Consider the following 23,499-nt stretch of genomic DNA (forward strand, 5'->3'; position numbering starts at 1 on the left):
GCGGTGAAGAGCGAGTGTCCAGACATGGCAGCGGATTGACGTCTATTCGGGGGCGTGCGCATCAAATCAGTCCTTGGCTACGCAATTGGTAGGTGGCACGAAAGAGCAGATGCATGCGGTTCTTGCGCTCTCCAGTGAGCGTGGTCATGTCCACACTCTTACCTTCACAGTCCGTGTAGCTGCTGCCTGCGGGCATGTCGATCGTCTCGCTGCCGTAGAGCACCATGCACACCTGCACGCCTTGCACCCGGCGCCATCTGTCGGTGGCGTCGCTCGCTGGCATGTCACTGCCTTTTGTGTATTTCATGGTGGTACCGGTACCGGCTTCAACCGTCTGCTCCAGATAATTGACATCAAACTGGGCCACTTTGCGCGCGATCGCCTGCGCTGCCGTGCCGTTGCCGGCGCATTTCAGTTCTTGTTTGGCGGTGTCAAGGGTGAAGATACTTTCGATCCGTTGATCGGTACTTCCGTTGCCAGGCGCGCCCACGCAGTTGCGAGCCAGATAGTCCGTTCCTGCACTGGAGGCGGTGGCGTTTGCAGCCATAAAAACAGTGTCTGGGTAGCGGCGAAACCCCGTCGTAAAGGTGCTTGCATTACCCGAGAGGGTGTCGTTCTGATTGAAACTGTTGCCGCTGCCCTGTGCTGTGGCACTGATCTCAAACACCACAGGACTCAATGCATCGGAGGCAGCACCGCCGATCGGATCGGGGTTCAAATACAGCGAGCCGGCCTGCCGCAGTTGCTGGCCGATCACTCTGAGCGCGAAGGCCGCCTGTTGTTGAATATTGCTGGCGTCGCTCACCGTGCCAGAAATTCCGCGTGAGGCTATCAAAGCCCCCATAGCCACCGCAACGACCAACAATCCTATGGCCAGGCCGACCATTAGCTCCATCAGTGTTACACCGCGCTCCCTGAGCGGTAATGGGTTTTTTTTTCATGCGGAAGAGCTTGCCGGGTTTGCGCGAAGCGCTATGAGTTTTTGAAAGCATGGCATCGCCTCGTTCACGAGCAGTAGAGCGTCACCGTGCCGCTGCCGTCCGAATAAGGTGCGCAGCGGGCTGCGACCGGGATGTACTGCAAGTGGCAGGTTTTTTCCGCAGGGCAGGCATTGGCGTCGTCGGTTCCCGCAGAAAAAGTGCCATCGGCGGCGCGGACTTTGGTGGCGTCGATGGCGTCGTCCTTAGTTCCCTCCCGCTCGTTTTCACGCCACGCGATGATCACGCCGAGCTGTCGGCGGTTGGCGTCAACGGTTTCGCCAGGCGCTCGAAAGAGGCTGGCTTGCCCCCCCGGAAGGGTTTGTTCCAGCGCTGTTTTCCATTGCTTGAGATCGTAGGCGGCCTGCTCGGCTGAGGTGCACTTTGAACTGCTGCAATCAGAGGCTGCCAGATCGCTCGCCTTCTTGTCGAAACCCGACGCGTAGTTATCAAGGTTCAATAACGCATTGGGGCTTGCCCGCATGCGCTCGCCTAAGTCTTCAATCAAGCGGATGGCTTGCGCGCGGCGCACGGTGGTCTGCGTGTCGGCCAGCGTGCGTATTTGCACGCCTACGATACCGAGAATGCCCAATGCCGCGATGACGATAGCGACGAGGGATTCGATCAGCGTGATCCCGCGCTGGCGGTGCGAGGGGGAGAGCTTCATGAGTTTGAAGCGGAGCATGGAATGTCCTCCGGGGGAATGACCTTGATCCGCCCGCCGGAGCTCATGCAGACACCACGTGCGGCTGGGTCGGAACTGGATTTGTTGAGGGGAACCAAGCTGAATCCGAGCCAGGTGCCATTCACCAGGCCCCAGCGGTTGAGTTGGATGGTTTCACCGCCGCCAGTCCGGGTGACCTGAACCTTTGAAGGCGTTTCAACGCTCTGCAGCACAGACTCGGTGTTGTCGCACTTGCCGTTGTTGTTGGTGTCTTCACACACGAACCAGCCGCAGTCCCACTCTTGTTTGGCGCTTGTCGCGCACTGGGCAGTGTTGGCGTTTTTCTGTATGACGATGCCGCCACCGCGTTTGATGGCCTCTGAGCGTGCGAGGTAAATCGAGGACTGCAGCCCTTCCACCGCCTGCCGCACGCGCCAGCGCTCGATCAGGGGCGTGAAGCTGGGTGCCGCCAGCGCGGCGAGCACCGCCACGATGGCGACGACCACCATCAGCTCAATGGCCGTGAAACCGCGCGAGAGGGCCCCGAGGCGATGGCGCGGATGGGTTCGCGGCGGGCAAGACAAGGGCAACGATTGCATGCCGCTGATGCTATTTGTGACATGTCTGCTTGACACCTGCCAGATGGACGAGCGGAGCCGCCATGCCGACGGGCGGCGCGCACGGCAGCGGGTGGGCGTCCGCATCCCGCATTCGCGGTAGGCTCGTCGCATGTTGTTCTGGACATTGGATGCCGCCGTGGCCGCCGCGGCCCTGCTGCTGGCCCTGGCTGTTGATCGCTGGTGGGGCGAGCCGCCCGCGGCCCTGCACCCCGTGGTGTGGATGGGGCGGGCGCTGGGCGCCTGCGGTGCGCGCGTGGCGCCGGTGCGGGCCACGGGGCGTGATTTATGGTCTTTTTGGCTTGCGGCGATTATCTGGTGCGCGCTGGCAGCTATGGTTTTTGGGGGCGCTGCGGCATTGCAATGGGCGGCATGGGCCCATTTGCCGGCCTGGGGCGCGGCGCTGGCCTTGGGGCTGTTGCTGAAACCGCTGCTGGCCTGGCGCATGTTGCGTGGCGAGGTGCTGGCGGTGGAGGCGGCGCTGGGCGAGTCGCTGGAGGCCGGGCGCGCGCGCCTGGCCTGGCTGGTGAGCCGCGATGTGCAGCGGCTCGATGCCACGGCCGTGCGCGAAAGCGCCATAGAATCCCTGGCCGAGAACCTGAGCGACTCGGTGGTGGCGCCGCTGTTGTGGTTCGTGCTGCTGGGCCTGCCGGGCGCGGCGCTGTACCGCTTTGCCAACACCGCCGACGCCATGTGGGGCTATCCGGGCATGCGCGGCGGCCGCTACTGGCTGTGGGCCGGCAAATGGGCGGCGCGGGCGGACGACGTGCTGTCGTGGTTGCCGGCGCGGCTCACGGCGCTGCTGCTGTGGGCTGCGGCGCGCGGCGGCGTGCGCTGGGGCGCGTTGCGGCTGCAGGCGCGCACCACGCCGTCGCCCAACGGCGGCTGGCCCATGGGCGCCATGGCGCTGGCGTTGGGGGTGCGCCTGTCCAAACCTGGTGTGTACGTGTTGAACGCCCCCGGGCGTGCGCCCCAGGCCGCGGACACGCAGCGTGCGGTGCATTTGGCATCAAAAACACTGCTAGCGCTTGTGGTGCTTGCGGTAGCAGCTCTGTTATTGATAGCTATAGTGCACACCCATGTCTGACCATGCGCCACAGCACGGCGGCCCGGATGCGCTGGGCGTGCCGCTGCATGACTTCTCCACCAACGCCAACGCCTGCGGTCCTTGTCCGCAGGCCATCGCGGCGCTCCGACAGAGTGACTTCACCCACTACCCCGACCCGGCCTACACCGCGCTGCGCGCGCAGATCGCCACGTTCCACGGCGTGGCGGTGCAGCGCGTGGTGCTCGCCGCCAGCGCCAGCGAGTTCATTCATCGCATCACCGCGCACGCGGCACGCAGCGGCGTGCGCCAGGTCGCTGTGCCCGCGCATGGCTACGGCGACTACACCCGCGCGGCCCAAGTGTGGGGGCTGGACTGCCGCCACACTCCTTCTTCTGAGCCGGCGCTGCACTGGGCGTGCGAGCCCGCCAGCCCGTTGGGAACGACCGATGCTGCACTGGCGGCGTGGTGCGCCCCGGCCCCTGTCGGCGTGTTGCGCATACTGGACTGCGCCTATGCACCACTGCGCCTGGAGGGAGCCGCCACCGTAGCGCCTGATGCCGCCTGGCAGATGTGGACGCCCAACAAGGCGCTGGGCCTGACCGGCGTACGCGCGGCCTATGCCATTGCGCCGAGTGCAGCGGTCGCCGATGGCAGTGTCGCCGCTGTGCAGGCGCTGGCGGCCTCCTGGCCGGTCGGTGCCGACGGTGTTGCCCTGTTGGCGGCCTGGGTCCGGCCGGATACGCAGGCATGGCTCGCGCAATCGCTGGCGACCCTGCGCGAATGGAAGGCCGCGCAACTGGCGCTGTGCGCGGCCCTGGGCTGGGCCGTTGCGCCGGGCAGTCTCGCCAACTTCTTCACGGCATGTCCGCCGGTGCAAGATGTGGGGACCTTCCTGCAATGGCTGCGCTCGCGTGGCGTCAAGCTGCGCGACTGCACCTCGTTTGGCCTGCCCGGGCATGTGCGCCTGGGCGTGCTGCCACCGCAGTCGCAGCGGGCGTTGGAGGTATCGTGGCGCCTCTACAAGGAATCGCAATGAACAAGACCCGACCCGGGCCGGCGCGCTGCGTCATGGTGCTGGGCACCACCAGCGGCGCGGGCAAGAGCTGGCTGGCCACCGCGCTGTGCCGCTACTACAGCAACCAGGGCCTGAAGGTGGCGCCTTTCAAGGCGCAGAACATGAGCAACAACGCGCGCGTGGTGGCTGCACCGGGCGAGCAGTTCGGCGAGATTGGCAGCGCCCAGTATTTCCAGGCGCTGGCAGCGCGGGCCGTGCCCGACGTGCGCATGAACCCGCTGCTGCTCAAGCCCGAAGCGGACACGAAGAGCCAGGTGGTGCTGCTGGGTCAGGTGAGCGATGAGCTTTCGCAACTGCCATGGCGCGGCCGCAGCCAGCGTGTGTGGCCGCAGATCGCGGCGGCGCTGGACGCACTGCGGGCCGAGAACGACGTGGTGGTCATCGAAGGCGCGGGCTCGCCGGCAGAGATCAATCTGCACGCCAGCGACGTGGTCAACATGCGCGTGGCGCGCCATGCTGAGGCGCGTTGCCTGCTGGTGACGGATATCGACCGCGGCGGCGCCTTTGCCCACCTGTTTGGCACATGGGCGTTGCTGCCCGAGGAAGAACGCGCGCTCATCGCTGGCTTCGTGCTCAACAAGTTCCGGGGCGACGAGGCACTGCTGGCGCCAGCGCCGCAAATGCTGCAGGACAAGACCGGCGTGCCCGTCGTCGCCACCATTCCGATGCAGTGGAACCACGGCCTGCCCGAGGAGGACGGCGTGTTCGACATGCGCTCCACCGCCGTCGGTGCCGTGCATACGCGCATCGCCGTGGTGGCGTATCCGCGCATCAGCAATCTGGACGAATTCCAGCCGCTCAAAAATGTGCCGGGTGTGCGTCTGTCCTGGGCGTGCAGCCCAGCGGATGTGGAGGGCGCCGACTGGATCGTCCTGCCCGGCAGCAAGGCCACGGCGGCTGACCTGGCCTGGCTGCGCGCACAGGGGTTGGACGCGGCGATTGCTGCCCATGCGGCACGCGGTGGCCGTGTGCTGGGAGTCTGCGGTGGACTGCAGATGCTCGGCGAGGCGTTGATCGACACCGTGGGGGTGGACGGCAATGGCCCAGGCCTGGGCCTGCTGCCGTTGGTGACGAGCTTCGAGGCCACCAAGACCGTGCGGCCCACGCGCCAGTGCTTCGGCGCCGTACAAGGCGCCTGGCGGCATCTCGCCGGCGTGGCTGTGCAAGGCTATGAAATCCACCACGGCCAGACTGCTCAGCACCCGGCCATGGCAGCCAGCGGCGATGTGGCGCGCGAAATCATGCCCGGGTTGGCGTGGCAGAACCCCGGGGGCAATGTGCTGGGCCTGTACCTGCACGGCCTGTTCGAGGACGCAGCCGTGCTGCGGGCACTGTTCGGTGCCGACGCTCCGACGCTGGATGCGGTGTTTGAGGGGCTGGCCGTCGGCATCGCACGGCACTTCGAGCCTGGGGTGTTGGATGCCCTCGCTGTGCAGTAAAGGACGATAACTGCGGTTGTTATCATCCCCGTCTTCAGGTGCCCGCTGCCGCAAGGCAAAGGGAGAATCGGGAAGGCGGTTGGAGTCCGCCGCGTGCCCAACGCTGTAAGGAAGATGACCCCCGCTCAATGCCACTGGCTGCCAAGGCCGGGAAGGCGCGGCGGGTCAGATGAATCCAAGCCAGAAGACCGGCCTGAACGTTCATCGCGCTGCAAGGCCAGGCAGCGTGCGACCTATTCACGCACAGGGGACTGCCATGAATACCGCGCAGGCGCAAGCCACGCAAAGCGTTCACGCCTTTACGCAAGAGGCCCGCGACGCCATTTACCGCACCATCTTTTCACGCCGTGATGTGCGCGGGCAGTTTCTGCCCACCCCGGTACCGGACGAGGTGCTCAGCCGCATCCTGACCGCGGCGCACTATGCGCCTTCCGTAGGCTTCATGCAGCCATGGAACTTCCTGGTGGTTCGATCGCAGGACACCAAGCGCCGGGTGCATGATGCCTTCGCCAAGGCCCATGCCGAAGCGGCCGGTATGTTCGAGGGCGACAAGCGCGCGGTGTACCAGCGTCTCAAGCTCGAGGGCATTCTGGAGTCGCCCATCGGCCTCTGCATCACGTGCGACCGCGAGCGCACCGGTCCGGTGGTGGTAGGGCGTACCCACATGAAAACCATGGACCTGTACAGCAGCGTCTGTGCCGTGCAAAACCTGTGGCTCGCCGCGCGCGCCGAAGGGCTTGGGGTGGGATGGGTGAGCATCTTTCACCAGGCCGACCTGCAGCAGGCGCTGGGTATTCCCAAAGGCATCACCCCCATCGCCTACCTGTGTGTCGGCTATGTCAGCCACTTCCATGCCAAGCCCGAACTGGAAACCGCTGGCTGGCTGCCACGCCTGCCCGTGGAAGACCTGGTGTACTTCGAGCAATGGGGGCAGCGCGACGACCAGCAGCCGCTCATCGCGCATCTGCGGTGCGACCAGGCTGCGGCGCAGTGCAGTCGCCAGACCGCACCGGCATAAGCCAGCCACAACGCATGGGGCCCGCCCCGCAATACGGCCACTTCTGGATGTGCGCCCCGTGAGTCGGGGTTGCGCTGGACCTTTTTTGACAATCGAAACACGCCATGATCATTGACCTGCCTTTCGTTGCTGACCTCACCGATCTGCCGCTGACGCAGGCCCTGCAGCACAAGCTGGACAACAAGACCAAACCACTGGGTGCGTTGGGGCGCCTGGAGCAACTCGCCCTCCGTCTCGGCCAGATCCAAGGTACCGAATCACCCATGCTGCAGGCGCCGCAGATGCTGGTGTGCGCGGGCGACCATGGCCTGGCGGCCAAGGGCGTATCGGCCTACCCGAGCGACGTGACCTGGCAGATGGTCGAGAACTTTCTGGCAGGCGGCGCAGCCGTGAGCGTGCTGGCGCGCCAGCACGGCCTTCAGCTCACCGTGGCCGACTGCGGCGTGGCGCGCGAAGTACCCGCGCGCGACGCCGTTCCCGATGCGCCTCGCCTGGTGCACTGCCGTGTGGCGGCGGGCACGCAGGACGCGAGCGTCGGCCCTGCGATGACCGAGGCGCAGTGCGCCCAGGCGCTGCGCAACGGCATGGATATCGTGCGCGCCATGCCCGGCAACGCGCTGCTGCTGGGCGAGATGGGCATCGGCAACACGTCCGTGGCGTCGCTGTTGTTGGCGCGTCTGGCAGGCGTGCCGCTGGCCGAGTGCACGGGTGCCGGTACGGGACTGGATGCGGCAGGCATCGCGCGCAAGCAGGCCGTGCTGGAGCAGGCGCTGGCGGCCAACGCCGGTGCTAGGCAGCCCTTGGAGGCCCTGGCCGCCCTGGGTGGTTTTGAAGTCGCCACGCTCACCGGCGCCGTGCTGCAGGCCGCCGCCGAGCGTCGTGTGATCGTGGTCGACGGCTTCATCACCTGCGCGGCTGTGCTGGTGGCCGTGCGCCTGGCGCCTGCCGTGCTGCAGCGCTGTGTGTTTGCCCATCGCTCCGGCGAACGGGGCCATGGCCACATGCTGCAGGCTTTGCAGGCGCAGCCGCTGCTGGACCTGGGGCTGCGCTTGGGAGAAGGCTCAGGTGCCGCTCTGGCTTGGCCGTTGCTGGAGTCGGCATGCCGCGTGCTGCGCGAGATGGCGAGTTTTCAAGCGGCCGGGGTGGACGGAGCGATGCGCTAAGTGTCTTGCCGGCACTTGCCATCTTCAGGATGGGCGCATGAGGAATTCGAAGGGGCTGTGCAACCAGACGCCGTCCTATCACGCACTGGGTAAATAGCTAAATACTATCGATCGAATTTGCCAATTGATGAAAAAGTAGTAAGAATCTTCTCTACCAAGTGACCTATTGAAACCCTGGTACTACACGTCCGACCAGCCCGACCTCCAGGCCGGGGACTACATGGTGGACCAGTTCTTCCCCTTCGTCATCGAGCGCGACCGCTACGGCCTGCGCGTGCTGCCGGAGAACCTGGGCAACCTGCAGTATTTCGAGTTCGGAGCAGATGAGGAGCTGACATCCAAGGAGGTGCTGGAAAACGCGCGCTACCAGAAGGTGGTGCGTGACGGCTTTGCCTCGTTCTTCTTCCACCCCTTCCTGGCGGTTGAGTCCCAGGCGCAGAAGTATGACGGGCGCGGTTATACGCACCTGAAGGAAATCGTGGATGGCCTGACGGCCATGGGCTACACGTGGACCTCACCCAGCCGCCAGCGCAAGCCCTGACCCTGACACGGCGCGTGGCCATGGCGGCCATGCTGCCGTGCGCGGTGTCTTTGCCGCCGTCGTGCGGCGCGCCATTGCGCCACCTCGGCGGCATGGTGTGGCAGCCCAGCCTGCGCACGCTGCGCCCCCAGGGCAACTGGGCGCAACTGGGCGTTCGCCGCCTGTTGGTGCAATGGACGGCGGTGGATTCACAGGCTTTTGTGCCGGGCACCGGCCTGCCTCCGATCGCGGCTGAGCTACCCGACTGGGAGCGCATCGCCGCCGAGCCCTGGGCCCAGGAGGTGATCGTGGGCCTGGCGGCCATGCATGGCGAGGCGCAGGCACGTGCCTCGGTGGCGCTGCTGGTGGAGCAGGCGCACGCCCTGGTGCCCATCGTGCAGCGGCTCCCGCTGAGGCTGGGTGGCTGGTATTTCCCCCTGGAGGTGGATCCCACCTGGCTGCCGGGGCCAGAGTGGTCCCAGGGCCTGGCGCAGTTGCCACGCCCGCTGTGGATCAGCGCCTATGACAGTGCCAACCTCGGCCCGCACGTGCTGGCGGACTGGATCGAGCGCTGGCTGCCGGGCGACGTAGGGGTGTTCTTCCAGGACGGCGTGGGCGTGCATGCGCGCAGTCCGGAGGTTGCGCTGAAGTACTTGCAGGTGCTGACCTACCGCCTGGGTCAGGCGCGCGTGCAGATGATTGCCGAGGCTTTTCGCCCCGCGCCAGAAGGCGGGTTCCGCAGCGCCACGGCGGCGGAGTTCCTGCCGCAGATCGATGCCTACAAGGGGTGGGAGGTGCTGGCCTTCGACGGCCCGCACTACCTGGGAGAGCCGCTGGTGGCTGAGCTGGTGGCGCAGGGCGTGCGCTGATGCCGGCGGCTGCCGCGGCAGCACCCCGCAAGGTTGATCAACCCGCGTTGAACGGCGCCGGCGTCTTCGGCTCGTAGTCGCACCAGGGTGCGACCACGCATTCCCAGCAGCGCGGTTTGCGTGCCTGGCACACGTAGCGGCCCAGCAGAATCAACCAGTGGTGGGCGTCCACCAGATACTGCGGTGGCACGCGCTGCAGCAGCTGCATCTCCACGGCCAGCGGGTTCTTGCCGGGCGCCAGGCCGGTGCGGTTGCCCACGCGGAAGATGTGCGTGTCCACCGCCATGGTGGGCTGGCCGAACGCCACGTTCAGCACCACGTTGGCGGTCTTGCGGCCCACGCCGGGCAGGGCTTGCAGCGCCTCGCGCGTGCGCGGCACCTGGCCGCCGTGCTGCTCCACCAGGATGCGGCAGGTCTGCATCAGGTTCTTCGCCTTGGTGCGGTACAGGCCGATGGTCTTGATATAGCCCTCCAGGCCGTCCAGGCCCAGCTCCAGAACGGCCTGCGGCGTATTGGCGACGGGAAACAGCCGGCGCGTGGCCTTGTTCACACCCACGTCGGTGGCCTGCGCCGACAGCAGCACGGCGGCCAGCAGCTCGAATACGTTGGTGTATTCCAGCTCGGTGTTGGGCTGCGGGTTGGCGGCCTGCAGCGCCGCGAAGAAGGGCTCGATGTCCTGGGGCTTCATGGGCGGCGATTGTCGCCGGCTGAGGGGCGCGCCGCAGGAAAGCTGCGCGGCAATTGGCGACAATGGGGGCTACCGTCTTTCACCCATCCACCCGATTGCCGTCCATGCCGCTTGCCTTTGCCGACCGCCTGAATAACGTTGAAACCTCCGCCATCCGCGAACTGTTCAAGCTGCTGGGCAAGCCCGGCATCATCAGTTTTGCGGGCGGCTTCCCGGACAGCGCCATGTTCGACGTGGCCGGCATCCGCGCCGCCAGCGAGCGCGTGCTGGCCGAGGAGCCCGGCGCCGCGCTGCAGTACGGCGCCACCGAGGGCTACCAGCCGCTGCGCGAGCAACTGGCCACCTTCATGCAAGGCAAGGGCGTGGCGGGGCTGGCGCCCGAGCAGCTCATCGTCACCACGGGCAGCCAGCAGGCGCTGGACCTGCTCGGCAAGACCATGATCGACCCCGGTGACAAGGTGATCGTCGAGGGCCCCACCTTTCTTGCGACCATCCAGTGCTTTCGCCTCTATGGCGCCGAGGTGATCAGCGCGCCCGTGGACGGCGAGGGCGTGCAGCCCGATGCGCTGGAGCGGCTGATCGTCGAGCACCGCCCCAAGCTGGTCTACCTGATTCCTACCTTTGGCAACCCCAGCGGCGCCACCTTGAGCCTGGAGCGCCGCAAGCGCGTGCTGGAACTGGCCGCGCGGCACCAGGTGCTGGTGGTGGAGGACGACCCCTATGGCGACCTGTACTTCGGCGAGGCGCCGCCGGCCAGCCTGCTGGCGCTCTCGGCCCAGGTGCCGGGCAGTCGGGAGTGGCTGGCGCACTGCGGCAGCCTGAGCAAGGTGCTGTCCCCCGGCCTGCGCGTGGGCTGGCTGATCGCACCGCCCGAGCTGCTGGCGCGCGCCGTGATGTGCAAGCAGTTCAGCGATGCGCATACCAGCACCTTTGCCCAGGCCACGGCCGCGCAGTACCTCAAGAGCGGCGCCATGCCCGCGACGCTGGCCCATGTGCGCACCGTGTATGCCGAGCGCGCGCAGGCCATGGGCGATGCGCTGCGTGCGGAACTGGGCGACGCGGTGGAGTTCGTGCAGCCGCGCGGCGGCCTGTTCCTGTGGGTGCGCCTGACAGGGGCGCGCGGGCAGGAGCGTGATGCCGGCGCATTGGCCAAACGCGCGATCGACAAGGGCGTGGCCTTCGTGCCCGGCACGCCATTCTTCAGCCAGAACCCCGACGCGGCCACGCTGCGCCTGTCGTTCGCCACGGCCGATGTGGCCAAGATCCGCGAAGGCGTGGCGCGCCTCGGGCAGGCGCTCAAGGGTTGATGGCGATGGTGGACGCACGCACGCAGGAGCGGGTGGAAGCGCTGGAGGTCAAGGCCGCCTTCACCGAAGACCTGCTGGACCAGCTCAACCTGACCATCTACCGCCAGCAGCAACAGATCGACGAGCTGGCGCGCACCGTGGCGCAGTTGCGCCAGCAGGTGCCCGAGGGGGGCGGCGCCACCGTGCGCAGCCTGCGCGACGAACTGCCGCCGCATTACTGAGGTTTACGTCAAATTGGCCGCTAGCGCTCGTCCATCAAGCGCTAGCAGCTCTTATTTATATAGCGAAGGCTGCCCCATGCAATACCGTTTTCTTGGCAAGAGCCAGCTCCAGGTGTCCACGCTGTGCCTGGGCACGATGATGTTCGGCGACCAGACGGATAAGGCCGAGGCCGCTTCCATCGTGGCCCACGCGCGTGCGCATGGCGTGAACTACATGGACACGGCCGACGTGTACACCAAGGGCGCGTCCGAGCGCATGCTGGGCACGCTGCTGCAGGGCCAGCGCCACGACTGGGTGCTGGCCACCAAGCTGGGCAACAAGATGTCCGAGCGGCCCAACGAGGGTCGCTACTCGCGCGCCTGGATGCTGCGCGAGGTGGAAGCCAGCCTGACGCGGCTGCAGACGGATCATGTGGACATCCTCTACCTGCACCGCGACTACGAGGGCATGGACCTGGAGGAGCCGCTGTTCGCCATCGATGCGCTGCTGCGCGCGGGCAAGATCCGCTACTGGGGCGTGTCCAATTTCCGCGGCTGGCGCATTGCCGAGCTGGTGCACGGTGCGCGCCGCATCGGCATGCCCGGCCCCGTCGTGTGCCAGCCGTACTACAACCTGCTCAACCGCATGCCCGAGGTGGAGATCCTGCCGGCCTGCCAGCATTACGGGCTGGGCGTGACGCCCTACAGCCCTGTGGCGCGCGGTGTGTTGACCGGCAAGTACCTGCCAGGCCAGGCACCCCAGCAAGGCACACGTGCCGGGCGCGGCGACCGGCGCATGGGCGAGACCGAGTTCCGCGAGGAGTCGCTCCAGATCGCCCAGCAGCTCAAACTGCATGCCGAGGCCCGGGGCATCACGCTTGCGCAGTTCGCCACGGCCTGGGTGCTGGCGCACCGCGGCGTCAGCTCCGTCATCGCCGGGCCGCGCACGCTGGCGCAGTGGCAGGACTACCTGCCGGCGCTCGACTATGGAGTCACGCCCGAGGACGAGGCGCTCATCGACAGCCTGGTGGCCCCCGGCCACCCGTCGACGCCGGGCTTTACCGACCCGGCCTATCCGCTGCAGGCGCGCCGCGCCTGACGCCCGAGGACCGGAGCCATGTATCCCTACGTCTTTGCATTGCACCTGCTGGCCGCCACCGTCTGGACCGGTGGCCATCTGGTGCTGGCATTCACCGTGTTGCCGCGCGCGCTGCGCCAGCGGTCGCCCCAGGCGCTGCTGGACTTCGAGCAGGGCTACGAACACGTGGGCATGCCCGCGCTGATCATCCAGGTCGCCACCGGGCTGTGGATGGCCTTGCAGCTCGTGCCCGACTGGGGGCAGTGGTTCAGCCCTGATGCGCCACTGGAACGCGCCGTGTCGCTCAAGCTCGCGCTGCTGGCCGCCACGCTGTTGGTGGCCGCCCATGCGCGGTTGCGCGTCATTCCCACGCTGAGCGCACGCACGCTGCCGCTGATGGCGTGGCACGTGGCGGCCGTCACGCTGCTGTCGGTGGGCTTCGTGCTCACGGGCATCGCGTTCCGCTACGGCGGACTGGGAATGTGATGGAAGGGGCGGGCCCTGCGGTGCCGGGCTGCGATGCGCGGCGCCTGCAGTTGCTGCTGACGCGCGAGATGCCGTTTGGCAAACACCGTGGCACGGTGATCGCCGATCTGCCCGCCAACTACCTGCATTGGTTCGCCCGCGAGGGGTTTCCGCGCGGCGAGATCGGCCAGCTTCTCGCTCTGATGTACGAGCTGGACCATAACGGCTTGCGCGATCTGCTGGCCCCGCTGCGCGCTGCGCCAGGGCGGTGAGCGGCAGTCGCGGGCTGCTTTCACGCTTTTACGCAAGGGCGCGGAGCGCCGCCATGCGGGCTCCGTCCGCGCCTAGCGGTTCACGCCCGTTGGCGCGCGCCGCTGACGGGCATCAGCCGCCGCTGCACGAACATGCCGAGCCGCTGCCGCAGCCCTGCGAGGCGCCGGCCTCGAACTGCGGGAACAGCACGTTGTTCTCCAGGTGGATGTGGTTCACCAGGTCGTCGCTGAGCTGCGCGAGGCCCGCATACAGCGCGCGCCAGGTGTTGCAGGCGCCCATGGGCGGGGTGATGTCGTTGGTCAGGCGCGCGATCTGCTCCAGTGCCTCGCCGTGGTCCACGTGCTCGCTGCGCATCATGCCGATGGGCTGGGTCACGAAGGCGTTGCCGCCGCTGCGCAGCATGGGGAACAGGATGGCTTCCTCCTTGTGCATGTGGGTCAGCAGCTCCTGCTGCATCTCTTCCAGCGCGTCGGCCAGGCCGTGCGGGGTGTTGGGGTTGTCGCGGTGCACGGCTTCCACGCGGCGCGCCATGCGCACCAGCTCGGGCAACTGGGCGCGGTGCACCTCGTGGTAGCGCGCGACGATGTGGTCGATCAGTTCCGTGGGTGTGCCGGCGTCGGGCAGTTCGTTGGGGCGTTGCAGGGCGGAAAGCTCATCCACCACGGCCTGCAGGTCCAGGCCTTTGTCCGCGGCCGCCTGTTCCAGCGGCACTTGGCCGCCGCAGCAGAAGTCCAGCTTCAGGCGGCGGAACACGGCGGTCGCGCCAGGCAGTTCAACGGCAATCTGGCCGATGGCCTGACGGGGGTCGAGGGAGGGAGATGTGGCGGTATTCATGGGGCTTCCTTAAAGGTTCACTTGTGATGAATATTTTATTCATTAAAATCCACATAGAGTGAATCTTTGTGTGAACCCTTGGTGCAACCATGCGACTGACCCAGTGGACCGACTACACGCTGCGCGTGCTCATGTACTGCGCCGCCTGCCAGGAGCGCGAGCAGCCCGTGACCATCAGCGAGGTGGCCGAGGCACACGGCATCTCGCGCAGCCATCTCACGAAGATCGTGCAGCAACTCGCGGCCCAGGGGCTGCTGGACACCACGCGCGGGCGTGGCGGCGGCATGCGCCTGATGAAGCCGGCCAGCGAGATCAACCTGGGCCAGATCGTGCGCATGACGGAGACCGACTTCGACATGGTCGAGTGCTTCAATGCCGAGTTGAACCAGTGCCGCATGAGCAGCCACTGCCGTCTGCAAGCCGTGCTGTCCGACGCCACGCGGGCCTACCTTGCAGTGCTGGACAGCTTCACCGTGGCCGATCTGGTCACCCCGTCCATCGCTGCGCAGCGGCAGGGCGGGGCGGCGCTGGTGCAGTCCATGCGCTGGGTGCCAGGGTTGCCCATCACCCGCGCCGAGACATTGGCGTAAAAACGGGCTCCAGCGCTTTACCTGCAAGCGCGAAGCGCTCTACTTTTTGATGATTCAGGCCGCCAGCGGCGGCTCCAGCCACTGGCGCGCCGCCGCCATCACGCACTGGGTGAGGCGCTCCAGCGCCACCTGCGCCGTGCGCGGGTGGGCCCAGTACAGCGGCACGTCCATGGCGGTGTTCGGCAGCAACTGCACCAAACGGCCCTCGGCCAGTTGCTGGCCGATCAGCGTCAGCGGGTGCATGCCCCACCCCATGCCCACCTCGCAGGCGCGCACGTAGCCAAAGTTGGACGGCAGGAAGTGCCTGGGTGCATGCGTGCGCGACGTGAGGCCGTGCGCCTGCATCCATTGGTCTTGCAGCCGGTCCTTGCGGTCGAAGGTCATGATCGGCGCGCGCGCCAGCGTGGCGGCCGTCACACCGTCGGCAAAGTGCCGCGCAATGAACCCGGGGCTGGCGGCGGCCACATAGCGCATGGTGCCCAGCGGCCAGGTGTTGCAGCCGGCGATGGCCGTGCCCGTGGCGGTGACGGCGGCGATCACTTCGCCCTGGCGCAGCCGCTCGCCCGTGTGCTCCTGGTCGTCGATGCGCAGGTCCAGCAATTCGTTGCCGCCCGCGGTGAAGGCGGCCATGGCGTCCATGAACCAGGTGGACAGAGAATCCGCGTTGACGGCCAGTTTGAGCGTTGGTGCCGGCGCGGGCATGTCGGGCAGCAGGTCGGGGTTGGTACGGCGCAACTGGTTTTCCAGCAGCGCTACCTGTTCCAGGTGCAGGCACAGCCGGCGGCCCGCGTCGGTGCCGGTGCAGGGGCTGCCGCGCTGCACCAGCACCTGTCCCACGCGCTCCTCCAACTGCTTGATGCGTTGCGACACGGCCGATGGCGTTACGTGCAGGCGGCGCGCTGCCCGCTCGAAGCTGCCTTCGCGCACCACGGCGGCCAATGCTTCCAGTCCAGCGTAGTCCAGCATTCAGTTTTACTTAATATCGGTTAGAAGTTTGAAGTGTACTTAAATGAATGCGCGGCCTACCATCGGGCGCATGTTCACTCAACACGCCGCCGCTTCCTCCTGGCTCACGGGCTTCACCGTGTGCCTGTCGCTCATCGTCTCCATCGGAGCGCAGAACCTGTACGTGCTGCGCCAGGCCGTGCAGGGTCAACACGTGCGCGCCTGCGTGGCGTGGTGCGTGGCGAGCGACGCGCTGCTGGTGGCGCTGGGCGTGGCCGGTATGGCGCAGGTGCTGGGCCGTTCGCCCACGCTGGCGCATGCGCTGCAACTGGGCGGTGCGCTGTTCCTGCTGGCCTACGGCTTGTTTGCCTGGCATCGCGCTTTCTTTGCACCGGATGCGGGGCTGAACGCCTCGGGTGGCGAACGCGTGGCGCGCGGGGTGCTGGGTGTGCTCAGCGGCCTGGCCGTCATCACGCTGCTCAACCCGCATGTGTACCTGGACACGGTGGTGCTGATCGGCTCCATCGGTGCGCGCCAGGATGGTTGGCTCAAGTGGGTGTTCGTGCTGGGGGCGGCGTCGGCCAGCCTGACCTGGTTCGTGGTGCTGGCCTTCGCCGGGCGGCGCCTGCAGGGCGTGTTTGCCAACCCGCGCGCCTGGCGCGTGCTGGACACGCTGACGGGCGCGATGATGTTCGTGCTGGCCTGGTGGGTGTGGCAGGGTGCCTGACGTCGTGCCCGCACCCATGAAAAAAGCGCTGCCGCGGCAGCGCTTTTCTTCGTACAGCGTTGCCGCTGCGCGGTCAGAACGCGGGGACCACGGCGCCCTTGTACTTGTCCTGGATGAACTTCTTCACCTCGGGCGTGTGCAGCGCCTTGATCAGCTTGGCGATGTTGGGGTCGTTGGCGCGGTCGGCACGGGCCGCCACGATGTTGGTGTAGGGCGAGTCGGCGCCTTCGATGAACAGCGCATCCTTGGTGGGGTTGAGCTTGGCTTCGATCGCGTAGTTGGTGTTGATCAGGGCCAGGTCCACATCGGCCAGCGCACGCGGCAGCAGCGGGGCTTCGAGCTCCTTGAACTTGAGCTTCTTGGGGTTCTTCACCACGTCCAGCGGGGTGGGCGTGAGGCTCTTGGGGTCCTTGAGCTCGATCAGGCCCTGCTTGGCCAGCAGAATCAGCGCGCGGCCGCCGTTGGAGGGATCGTTGGGGATGGCCACGGTGGCGCCGTCCTTCAAGTCCTTCACGTTCTTGATCTTGTTGGAGTAGGCGCCAAAGGGCTCCACGTGGATCTTGCCGTTGGGCACGGCCACCAGGCTGCTCTTGCGGTCCTTGTTGTAGCTGTCCAGGTAGGGCTGGTGCTGGAAGAAGTTGGCGTCCAGCTGCTTGTCCTCGACGGCGGCGTTGGGCTGCACGTAATCGCTGAATTCCTTGACCTGCAGGTCCAGGCCCTGGGCCTTGAGCTGGGGCTTCACGAAGTTCAGGATCTCCGCGTGCGGCACGGCCGTGGCGGCTACCTTGAGCACGTCGGCGGCTTGCGCGCCCAGCGCGGCAGCGGCCAGGGCAATGGCAGACAGGGTTTTCTTCAGCATGGAGAACGGTTTCCTTGTAGCGGTGACTTGAGAGCACCGCCCTGTGCAAGAGGGCGATGGCCAGGGTGTGAAGTGTAAGCGGGACGACTCAGCCGCAAGTCGTTTTTATTTTTATATTCATATATGGAATGGGTTCTTTATCTTTTGTTATTTTGATAAAAAACCGCACTAGCGCCCATTTGACAAGCGCTAGAAGCTATGAATATGGGAGCGTGAATGGGGCTGCGGTATAGGTGCTCAGCGCAGCACTTCCAGCAGCCGGTCCAGTCCACCCTGGTTGATGGCCACGCGGGCCTGTGCGCGCACGGCGGGCTTGGCGTGGTAGGCCACGGACAGCCCGGCCGCGCCCATCATGGGCAGGTCGTTGGCCCCGTCGCCCACGGCGATGGTCTGGCGCGCGTCGATGCCCATGAGCGAGGCGACCTCCAGCAGGGTGCGCCGTTTTTCCGCGCCATCGCAGATGTCGCCCCAGGGTTGGTCCACCATGCGACCGGTGAGCAGGCCGTTCTCGATCTCCAGCACATTGGAGCGTGCGAAGTCGATCCCCAGGTGCGCCTTCACGCGGTCGGAGAAGAAAGTGAACCCACCCGAAACGAGCAGCGTGGCCAGCCCCGCGGCCTTGGCGGCGGCGATGAGTTCGGCCGCGCCGGGGTTGAAGCGCAAGCGCTCGGTGAACACGCGCTCCAGGTGGTCCGTGCCCACGCCCTTGAGCAGCGCCACGCGCTGGCGCAGGCTTTCCTTGTAGTCGGCGATCAGGCCCTGCATGGCGGCCTCGGTGATGGCGGCCACCTCGGCCTTGCGGCCGGCGGCGTCGGCGATCTCGTCCACGCATTCGATGCTGATGAGCGTGGAGTCCATGTCGAAGGCGATGAGCTTGTAGTCGGCGAGCCGCAGCGGCGGCGTGATGCCCTGCACGACGAGACCGGGGGCAAATTCAAAAGGAGTCTGGGACATGGAGGCGGAGTAGAGCGGATGCGAAAAAGAGGGATTGTCGTTCAGGGCTTGGGCAGGTACAGCTGGTCGGACCAGGTGGCCAGCCACCCGGGCTTGAAGGCCACGAACACCGCGCACAGCATGCCCGTGACCATGCCATCGCCCCAGGCCATGAGCCAGCGCGCCACCAGCGACAACTGTTCACCCACGCCCGGCAGCACATGGCCCGCCCATTGCGACAGCGAGCCTGCCACGAACACGCACAGCGCCGTGCCCAGGAAGCCCCGGCCCAGCACATAGACGAAGATGCGCACGCCGGTGAGCGCACGCGCGCCCGCCAGGCGCCGCAGCAGCACGCCCACGAGCAGCGCGAGCGTGGCGGGGACGATGCCCTGCCACACGGCCAGGCCCAGCGCGTCGCCCCAGCCCAGGCTGGGCGAGACCAGCGCGGCGATCGTGCCGACGGCCAGCAGGGCCGGAACCGCCAGCGGCCAGCCCAGCATGAGCAGCACCAGGCAGGCGCCTGACCACTGCAGCTGCAGCGGCATGCGGTGCAGCGTAGGCAGAGCCCAGGCCCAGGGCAGCAGCACGAGCGTGGCGAGCAGCGGCGTCCACAGCGTGGCAGGTGCGCCATGGGCCTCGTGCGCCAACGGTTTGCGGCTGCCCAGCAGCCGCCAGGGCCGCGCAGCCAGCGCGAAGGCCAGTGCCAGCAGGGCGAGGGCGGCTTCCAGTGCCATGGATCTGCCTAGGCGGGGACGGCGGCCTGTGCCTCGGCCAGCGGCTGGCCCAGGCTGCGCAGCACGTCGCGCACCATCTGGGCGCGCGCGGCGGGGTCGGGCAGCTCGCGCTCGATGCGCAGCTTCTCATTGCCCGCCAGCTTGATGTGCTTGTTTTTCTGGATCAGGTGGATGATGGCCATCGGGTCCACCGGGGGCTGCGGCTTGAAGGTGATGGTGATCACGCCGGGGGCGGCATCCACCTTCACGACGCCGTAGGGCGCGGACAGCACGCGCAGACGGTGCACGTCGATGAGCGTCTGTGCCTGCGGCGGCAGCTTGCCGAAGCGGTCCACGATCTCTTCGAGCAGGCCGTCGATCTGGTCGCTGGTCTTGGCCGTGGCCAGCTTCTTGTAGAACGACAGGCGCAGGTGCACGTCGCCGCAATAGTCGTCGGGCAGCAGGGCCGGGGCGTGCAGGTTGATGTCGGTGGCGGCCTGCATGGGGGCGAGCAGGTCGGGCTCCTTGCCGGCCTTGAGTTGCTTCACCGCCTCGGCCAGCATCTCGTTGTAGAGCTGGAAGCCGATCTCCATCATGTTGCCGCTCTGGCTCTCGCCCAGCACCTCGCCCGCGCCGCGGATCTCCAGGTCGTGCATGGCCAGGTAGAAGCCGCTGCCCAGCTCCTCCATCTGCTGGATGGCGTCCAGGCGCTGCTGCGCCTGCTTGGTCAGGCCGTCGATGTCGGGCACCATCAGGTAGGCGTAGGCCTGGTGGTGGCTGCGGCCCACGCGCCCGCGCAATTGGTGCAGCTGCGCCAGGCCGAACTTGTCGGCGCGGCTGATGATGATGGTGTTGGCCGTGGGCACGTCGATGCCGGTCTCGATGATGGTCGAGCACAGCAGGATGTTGTAGCGCTGGGCCACGAAGTCGCGCATCACGCGCTCCAGCTCGCGCTCGGGCATCTGGCCGTGGGCCACGGCGATGCGCGCCTCGGGCAATATCTCTTCGAGCTTCTGGCGCCGGTTCTCGATGGTCTCGACCTCGTTGTGCAGGAAGTAGCACTGGCCGCCGCGCTTGAGCTCGCGCAGCACGGCCTCGCGGATCACGCCCGTGCCTTCGTTGCGCACGAAGGTCTTGATGGCCAGGCGCCGCTGCGGCGCGGTGGCGATCACGGACAGGTCGCGCAGCCCCTCCAGCGCCATGCCCATGGTGCGCGGGATCGGCGTGGCGGTGAGCGTGAGCACATCCACCTCGGCGCGGAACTGCTTCATCGCCTCCTTGTGGCGCACGCCGAAGCGGTGTTCTTCGTCGATGATGAGCAGGCCCAGGTTCTTGAACTGGGTCGATTCGCTGAGCAGCTTGTGCGTGCCCACGACGATGTCCACCGTGCCGTCGGCAATGCCCTTGACGGCGGCGGTGATCTCCTTGCCCGAGCGAAAGCGCGAGACCTCGGCCACCTTCACGGGCCACTTGCTGAAGCGGTCGCTCAGCGTGCGGTAGTGCTGCTCGGCCAGCAGCGTGGTGGGCGCCAGGAACGCCACCTGCTTGCCCCCGGCCACGGCCACGAAGCAGGCACGCAGTGCGACCTCGGTCTTGCCAAAGCCCACGTCGCCGCAGACCAGCCGGTCCATGGGGCGCGGGCTGATCATGTCCTGCACCACGGCGTGGATCGCGGCCTTCTGGTCCGCGGTCTCCTCGAAGCCGAAGTCGTTGGCGAACTGCTCGTAGTCGTTGGGCGAGTAGCGGAAGGCATGCCCCTCGCGCGCAGCGCGGCGGGCGTAGATGTTGAGCAGCTCGGCCGCGGCGTCGCGCACCTGCTCGGCGGCCTTGCGCTTGGCCTTTTCCCACTGGCCGCTGCCCAGCTTGTGCAGCGGGGCCTCGTCGGCAGACACGCCCGTGTAGCGGCCGATGAGTTGTAGCTGACTCACAGGCACGTAGAGCACGGCCTTGTCGGCGTATTCCAGGTGCAGGAACTCCTGCAGCGCGGGGCTGCCGTCGGGGTTCTTGTTGCCCACATCCATGTGGATGAGGCCGCGGTAGCGCCCGATGCCGTGCTGGTTGTGCACCACGGGGTCGCCCACCTTCAGCTCGGACAGGTCCTTGATCAGCGCTTCGACGTCGCTGGCCTGCTCCTGCTTCTTGCGCCGGCGCGTGGTGGAGCCGGCGGCGAACAGCTCGGTCTCGGTGACCAGGTCCAGCCCTTCTTCCATCCACGCGAAGCCCGAGGCCAGCGCCGCCGTGGCGATGCCGACGCGCTCTTCGGGCGTCCCCTGGAATTCGGCCAGCGAATCGAAAGCCGGCGGGTTCAACCCCGAGGCCCGCAGGAAATCCAGCAGGCTCTCGCGCCGGCCGTCGCTTTCAGCCAGCAGCAGCACGCGCTGGCCGGTCTGCCCGGTGGCGCGGATGTGCGCCTGCAGCCGCGCCAGCGGGTCCTCGGCGCCGCGCACCACGGACAGGTCGGGCAGCTTCTGGAACTGCGCGTTGTCCGCCACGTCTTCCACACCGGGGCGCAGCGACAACTGGGCATGCTGGTTGGCGTGGGCGTAGAACTGCTCGGCGCCCAGGAACAGCGCCTCCGGCGGCAGGGTGGGGTGGTCCGGGTCGCCCTGGATCAGGCGGTAGCGGTCGCGCGTGTCCTGCCAGAAGCGCTGGAAGGCTGTCTCTAGGTCGCCGTGCAGCACCACGGTGGCTTCGTTGCCCAGGTAATCGAACACGGTGGCCGTCTCATCGAAGAACAGCGGCAGGTAGTACTCGATGCCCGCCGTGGCCACACCGTTGCCCATGTCCTTGTAGATGCGGCTCCTCGTGGGATCGCCCTCCAGCAGCTCGCGCCAGCGCTGGCGGAACTTGGCGCGCGCCGCGTCGTCCATGGGGAACTCGCGCCCGGGCAGCAGGCGCACCTCGGGCACCGGGTAGAGGCTGCGCTGGCTGTCGGGGTCGAACGTGCGGATGGAGTCGATCTCGTCGTCGAACAGGTCCACCCGGTACGGCACGGCCGAACCCATCGGGAACAGGTCGATCAACCCGCCGCGCACCGCGTATTCGCCATGGCCCACCACCTGGGACACATGCTGGTAGCCCGCGAGCGTGAGCTGGGCGCGCAGCTTGGCCTCGTCCAGCTTCTGCTTGACCTTGAAATGGAAGGTGTAGCCCGCCAGGAACGAGGGCGGCGCCAGCCGGTACAGCGCCGTGGTGGCCGGCACCAGCACCACGTCGGCGCCCGTGTCCTTGTCGCGCTGCTGGATGCGCCAGAGTGTGGCCAGCCGCTCGCTGATCAGGTCCTGGTGCGGCGAGAAGCTGTCGTAGGGCAGCGTTTCCCAGTCGGGAAACAGCGCGCAGCGCAACTCGGGCGCGAAGAAGGCCATCTCGTCGATGAGGCGCTGGGCGTCGGTTGCATCGGCGGTGACGATGGCGGTGGTGCGGCCTGCGGCCTTTTCCCGCTCGCCCAGGCGGGCCAGCAGCAAGGCGTCGGCGCTGCCCACGGGGCGGGGCAGGGTGAATCGTTTTCCGGGGGAGAGTTTGGGCAGCTGCATGCAGGTGGCGTCGCCCCATGGTGTGGGATAGGGCGCAGGACACGGAGCAGTGTGCGCCACGAGGCTCAAGACGACGATCGGGGATTTTAGAATGCCCGCCCATGACCGACCTGCTGCCGCCCACTACCCCTGCTCGCCCTGTGGCCGGGCGCTTCTGGGGGCTGGTGCCCTGCGCCGGCACCGGCACGCGCGCCGTGCGCAGGGGCGGGCAGGACGGCCCCCCCGTGCTGCCCAAGCAGTACCACACGGTGGCGGGTCACCCGATGGTGCTGCACACGCTGGCGGCCTTTGCGGGCGTGGCGCGCCTGGCGGGCACGCTGGTGGCCGTGGCCGCGGGCGACACCTTCTTCGACGGTCACCCCCACCCGGCCTTCTTTGCCGTGCCCTGCGGCGGGCCCACGCGCGCCGACACGGTGCTGGGCGGCCTGAAGGCCCTGCAATCGCGCGGCGCGCAGGACGAGGACTGGGCGCTGGTGCACGATGCGGCGCGCTGCCTGGTGACGGCGCAGCAGATCGATGCGCTCATCGACGCCTGCCAGCACGACAGCGTGGGCGGGCTGCTGGCGCACAAGCTGGCGGACACGCTCAAGGTGGCGAGCGACGGCCCCGGCGGCGTGCGCGTGGCCGCCACCGTGGACCGCAGCGACAAATGGCTGGCGCAGACGCCGCAGATGTTCCGCATCGGTGCGCTGCGCCATGCGCTGGAGCGGGTGGGCGCCACCGCCACCGACGAGGCCAGTGCCATGGAGGCCATGGGCCTGCGCCCGCGCCTGGTGCCTGGCGGCGCGCAGAACTTCAAGGTGACCTACCCCGAGGACTTCGCGCTGGCCGAGGCCGTGCTGGCCCAGCGCATGCACGGCGCCACGCTGGAGCGCTTTGGCGGCGAACGCGGCGCCGCGGCGAGCGACCCGGTCAAGACTTTCTTTTCTTCCAAGGCATGAGGGCGGCGAACGCAATGGGC

Annotated in this window: 25 protein-coding genes, 1 pseudogene and 1 riboswitch; of the genes and pseudogenes, 15 read left to right on the forward strand and 11 right to left on the reverse strand. The window is 67.3% G+C overall.

The window, feature by feature from the left end; genetic code table 11:
- Window positions 1–61 precede the first annotated feature (61 nt).
- The 4 genes and pseudogenes from OX89_RS02760 to OX89_RS02770 all read right to left on the reverse strand — a co-directional run bounded on the left by OX89_RS02760 (window position 62) and on the right by OX89_RS02770 (window position 2,240).
- Window positions 62–844, reverse strand: a complete 783-nt coding sequence (locus OX89_RS02760) for a PilW family protein (protein WP_369799234.1) — start codon at window positions 842–844, stop codon at window positions 62–64.
- Between the two features lie 6 nt (window positions 845–850).
- A pseudogene (locus OX89_RS19335) lies at window positions 851–907 on the reverse strand (prepilin-type N-terminal cleavage/methylation domain-containing protein); the annotation flags it as partial.
- A 98-nt stretch (window positions 908–1,005) separates the two neighbouring features.
- Window positions 1,006–1,662: a type IV pilus modification protein PilV gene (pilV, locus tag OX89_RS02765; RefSeq protein WP_047349468.1), complete on the reverse strand. Its 657-nt coding sequence runs from the start codon at window positions 1,660–1,662 to the stop codon at window positions 1,006–1,008.
- Window positions 1,641–2,240, reverse strand: a complete 600-nt coding sequence (locus OX89_RS02770) for a GspH/FimT family pseudopilin (protein ID WP_084001974.1) — start codon at window positions 2,238–2,240, stop codon at window positions 1,641–1,643. The genes pilV and OX89_RS02770 overlap by 22 nt, the downstream gene beginning before the upstream one ends.
- A 130-nt stretch (window positions 2,241–2,370) precedes the next feature.
- Between OX89_RS02770 and cbiB the strand changes: the two genes are divergently transcribed.
- The 7 genes from cbiB to OX89_RS02805 all read left to right on the forward strand — a co-directional run bounded on the left by cbiB (window position 2,371) and on the right by OX89_RS02805 (window position 9,390).
- Complete coding sequence (gene cbiB, locus OX89_RS02775; RefSeq protein WP_047349470.1) at window positions 2,371–3,345, forward strand: adenosylcobinamide-phosphate synthase CbiB; 975 nt, start codon at window positions 2,371–2,373, stop codon at window positions 3,343–3,345.
- The gene (locus OX89_RS02780; RefSeq protein WP_047349471.1) at window positions 3,338–4,342 is read left to right on the forward strand and encodes an aminotransferase class I/II-fold pyridoxal phosphate-dependent enzyme; all 1,005 of its coding nucleotides are present in this window, start codon (window positions 3,338–3,340) and stop codon (window positions 4,340–4,342) included. Before cbiB ends, OX89_RS02780 begins: the two co-directional genes overlap by 8 nt.
- Window positions 4,339–5,820 (forward strand): cobyric acid synthase, encoded by a 1,482-nt coding sequence (locus OX89_RS02785; RefSeq protein WP_047349472.1) that lies wholly within the window; start codon window positions 4,339–4,341, stop codon window positions 5,818–5,820. The genes OX89_RS02780 and OX89_RS02785 overlap by 4 nt, the downstream gene beginning before the upstream one ends.
- Window positions 5,821–5,839: 19 nt before the next feature.
- A riboswitch (cobalamin riboswitch) is annotated at window positions 5,840–6,032 on the forward strand.
- Between the two features lie 44 nt (window positions 6,033–6,076).
- Complete coding sequence (bluB, locus tag OX89_RS02790) at window positions 6,077–6,838, forward strand: 5,6-dimethylbenzimidazole synthase (protein WP_047349473.1); 762 nt, start codon at window positions 6,077–6,079, stop codon at window positions 6,836–6,838.
- 104 nt (window positions 6,839–6,942) lie between these two features.
- A complete protein-coding gene (cobT, locus tag OX89_RS02795) occupies window positions 6,943–8,001 on the forward strand; it encodes a nicotinate-nucleotide--dimethylbenzimidazole phosphoribosyltransferase (RefSeq protein ID WP_047349474.1) in 1,059 nt (352 codons plus the stop codon).
- Window positions 8,002–8,167: 166 nt separating this feature from the next.
- Window positions 8,168–8,542: a DUF2334 domain-containing protein gene (locus tag OX89_RS02800; RefSeq protein WP_047349475.1), complete on the forward strand. Its 375-nt coding sequence runs from the start codon at window positions 8,168–8,170 to the stop codon at window positions 8,540–8,542.
- Entirely contained in the window at window positions 8,509–9,390 is an 882-nt protein-coding gene (locus OX89_RS02805) for a hypothetical protein (RefSeq protein ID WP_369799233.1), read from the forward strand. The genes OX89_RS02800 and OX89_RS02805 overlap by 34 nt, the downstream gene beginning before the upstream one ends.
- Window positions 9,391–9,427: 37 nt before the next feature.
- Here the strand turns inward: OX89_RS02805 and nth are convergent, their stop codons facing one another.
- A complete protein-coding gene (gene nth, locus OX89_RS02810; protein ID WP_047349476.1) occupies window positions 9,428–10,078 on the reverse strand; it encodes an endonuclease III in 651 nt (216 codons plus the stop codon).
- A gap of 104 nt (window positions 10,079–10,182) precedes the next feature.
- On the opposite strand from nth, the gene OX89_RS02815 reads away from it, so the two are divergent.
- From OX89_RS02815 to OX89_RS02835, 5 genes are all read left to right on the forward strand, one after another.
- Window positions 10,183–11,385: a PLP-dependent aminotransferase family protein gene (locus OX89_RS02815; RefSeq protein ID WP_041836073.1), complete on the forward strand. Its 1,203-nt coding sequence runs from the start codon at window positions 10,183–10,185 to the stop codon at window positions 11,383–11,385.
- Between the two features lie 5 nt (window positions 11,386–11,390).
- A complete protein-coding gene (locus OX89_RS02820) occupies window positions 11,391–11,606 on the forward strand; it encodes a SlyX family protein (protein ID WP_011806292.1) in 216 nt (71 codons plus the stop codon).
- A 76-nt stretch (window positions 11,607–11,682) separates the two neighbouring features.
- On the forward strand, window positions 11,683–12,684 hold the full coding sequence (locus OX89_RS02825; protein ID WP_015913887.1) for an aldo/keto reductase: 1,002 nt from the start codon (window positions 11,683–11,685) through the stop codon (window positions 12,682–12,684).
- A gap of 18 nt (window positions 12,685–12,702) precedes the next feature.
- Window positions 12,703–13,149: a CopD family protein gene (locus OX89_RS02830; RefSeq protein ID WP_047349477.1), complete on the forward strand. Its 447-nt coding sequence runs from the start codon at window positions 12,703–12,705 to the stop codon at window positions 13,147–13,149.
- Window positions 13,149–13,400: a DUF3820 family protein gene (locus OX89_RS02835; RefSeq protein ID WP_015913885.1), complete on the forward strand. Its 252-nt coding sequence runs from the start codon at window positions 13,149–13,151 to the stop codon at window positions 13,398–13,400. Before OX89_RS02830 ends, OX89_RS02835 begins: the two co-directional genes overlap by 1 nt.
- A gap of 112 nt (window positions 13,401–13,512) precedes the next feature.
- On the opposite strand, the gene ytfE is transcribed toward OX89_RS02835, so the two are convergent.
- The gene (ytfE, locus tag OX89_RS02840) at window positions 13,513–14,235 is read right to left on the reverse strand and encodes an iron-sulfur cluster repair protein YtfE (RefSeq protein ID WP_015913884.1); all 723 of its coding nucleotides are present in this window, start codon (window positions 14,233–14,235) and stop codon (window positions 13,513–13,515) included.
- An 89-nt stretch (window positions 14,236–14,324) separates the two neighbouring features.
- On the opposite strand from ytfE, the gene OX89_RS02845 reads away from it, so the two are divergent.
- Complete coding sequence (locus OX89_RS02845) at window positions 14,325–14,825, forward strand: Rrf2 family transcriptional regulator (protein ID WP_047349478.1); 501 nt, start codon at window positions 14,325–14,327, stop codon at window positions 14,823–14,825.
- A gap of 54 nt (window positions 14,826–14,879) precedes the next feature.
- Here OX89_RS02845 and OX89_RS02850 read toward each other — a convergent pair whose 3' ends face one another.
- Complete coding sequence (locus OX89_RS02850; protein ID WP_047349479.1) at window positions 14,880–15,791, reverse strand: HTH-type transcriptional regulator ArgP; 912 nt, start codon at window positions 15,789–15,791, stop codon at window positions 14,880–14,882.
- 70 nt (window positions 15,792–15,861) lie between these two features.
- Between OX89_RS02850 and OX89_RS02855 the strand changes: the two genes are divergently transcribed.
- A complete protein-coding gene (locus tag OX89_RS02855) occupies window positions 15,862–16,497 on the forward strand; it encodes a LysE/ArgO family amino acid transporter (RefSeq protein WP_015913881.1) in 636 nt (211 codons plus the stop codon).
- 73 nt (window positions 16,498–16,570) lie between these two features.
- On the opposite strand, the gene OX89_RS02860 is transcribed toward OX89_RS02855, so the two are convergent.
- From OX89_RS02860 to mfd, 4 genes are all read right to left on the reverse strand, one after another.
- On the reverse strand, window positions 16,571–17,356 hold the full coding sequence (locus OX89_RS02860) for a MetQ/NlpA family ABC transporter substrate-binding protein (protein ID WP_047349480.1): 786 nt from the start codon (window positions 17,354–17,356) through the stop codon (window positions 16,571–16,573).
- A 237-nt stretch (window positions 17,357–17,593) separates the two neighbouring features.
- The gene (serB, locus tag OX89_RS02865; protein WP_011806283.1) at window positions 17,594–18,310 is read right to left on the reverse strand and encodes a phosphoserine phosphatase SerB; all 717 of its coding nucleotides are present in this window, start codon (window positions 18,308–18,310) and stop codon (window positions 17,594–17,596) included.
- A gap of 41 nt (window positions 18,311–18,351) precedes the next feature.
- On the reverse strand, window positions 18,352–19,026 hold the full coding sequence (locus OX89_RS02870; protein WP_047349481.1) for a hypothetical protein: 675 nt from the start codon (window positions 19,024–19,026) through the stop codon (window positions 18,352–18,354).
- Between the two features lie 8 nt (window positions 19,027–19,034).
- The gene (gene mfd, locus OX89_RS02875) at window positions 19,035–22,538 is read right to left on the reverse strand and encodes a transcription-repair coupling factor (protein ID WP_047349482.1); all 3,504 of its coding nucleotides are present in this window, start codon (window positions 22,536–22,538) and stop codon (window positions 19,035–19,037) included.
- Between the two features lie 101 nt (window positions 22,539–22,639).
- On the opposite strand from mfd, the gene ispD reads away from it, so the two are divergent.
- The gene (ispD, locus tag OX89_RS02880) at window positions 22,640–23,479 is read left to right on the forward strand and encodes a 2-C-methyl-D-erythritol 4-phosphate cytidylyltransferase (RefSeq protein ID WP_047349483.1); all 840 of its coding nucleotides are present in this window, start codon (window positions 22,640–22,642) and stop codon (window positions 23,477–23,479) included.
- Window positions 23,480–23,499: the final 20 nt, after the last annotated feature.

The sequence above is a fragment of the Diaphorobacter sp. J5-51 genome (assembly GCF_001023515.1).
Classification (GTDB): Bacteria; Pseudomonadota; Gammaproteobacteria; order Burkholderiales; family Burkholderiaceae_C; genus Diaphorobacter; species Diaphorobacter nitroreducens.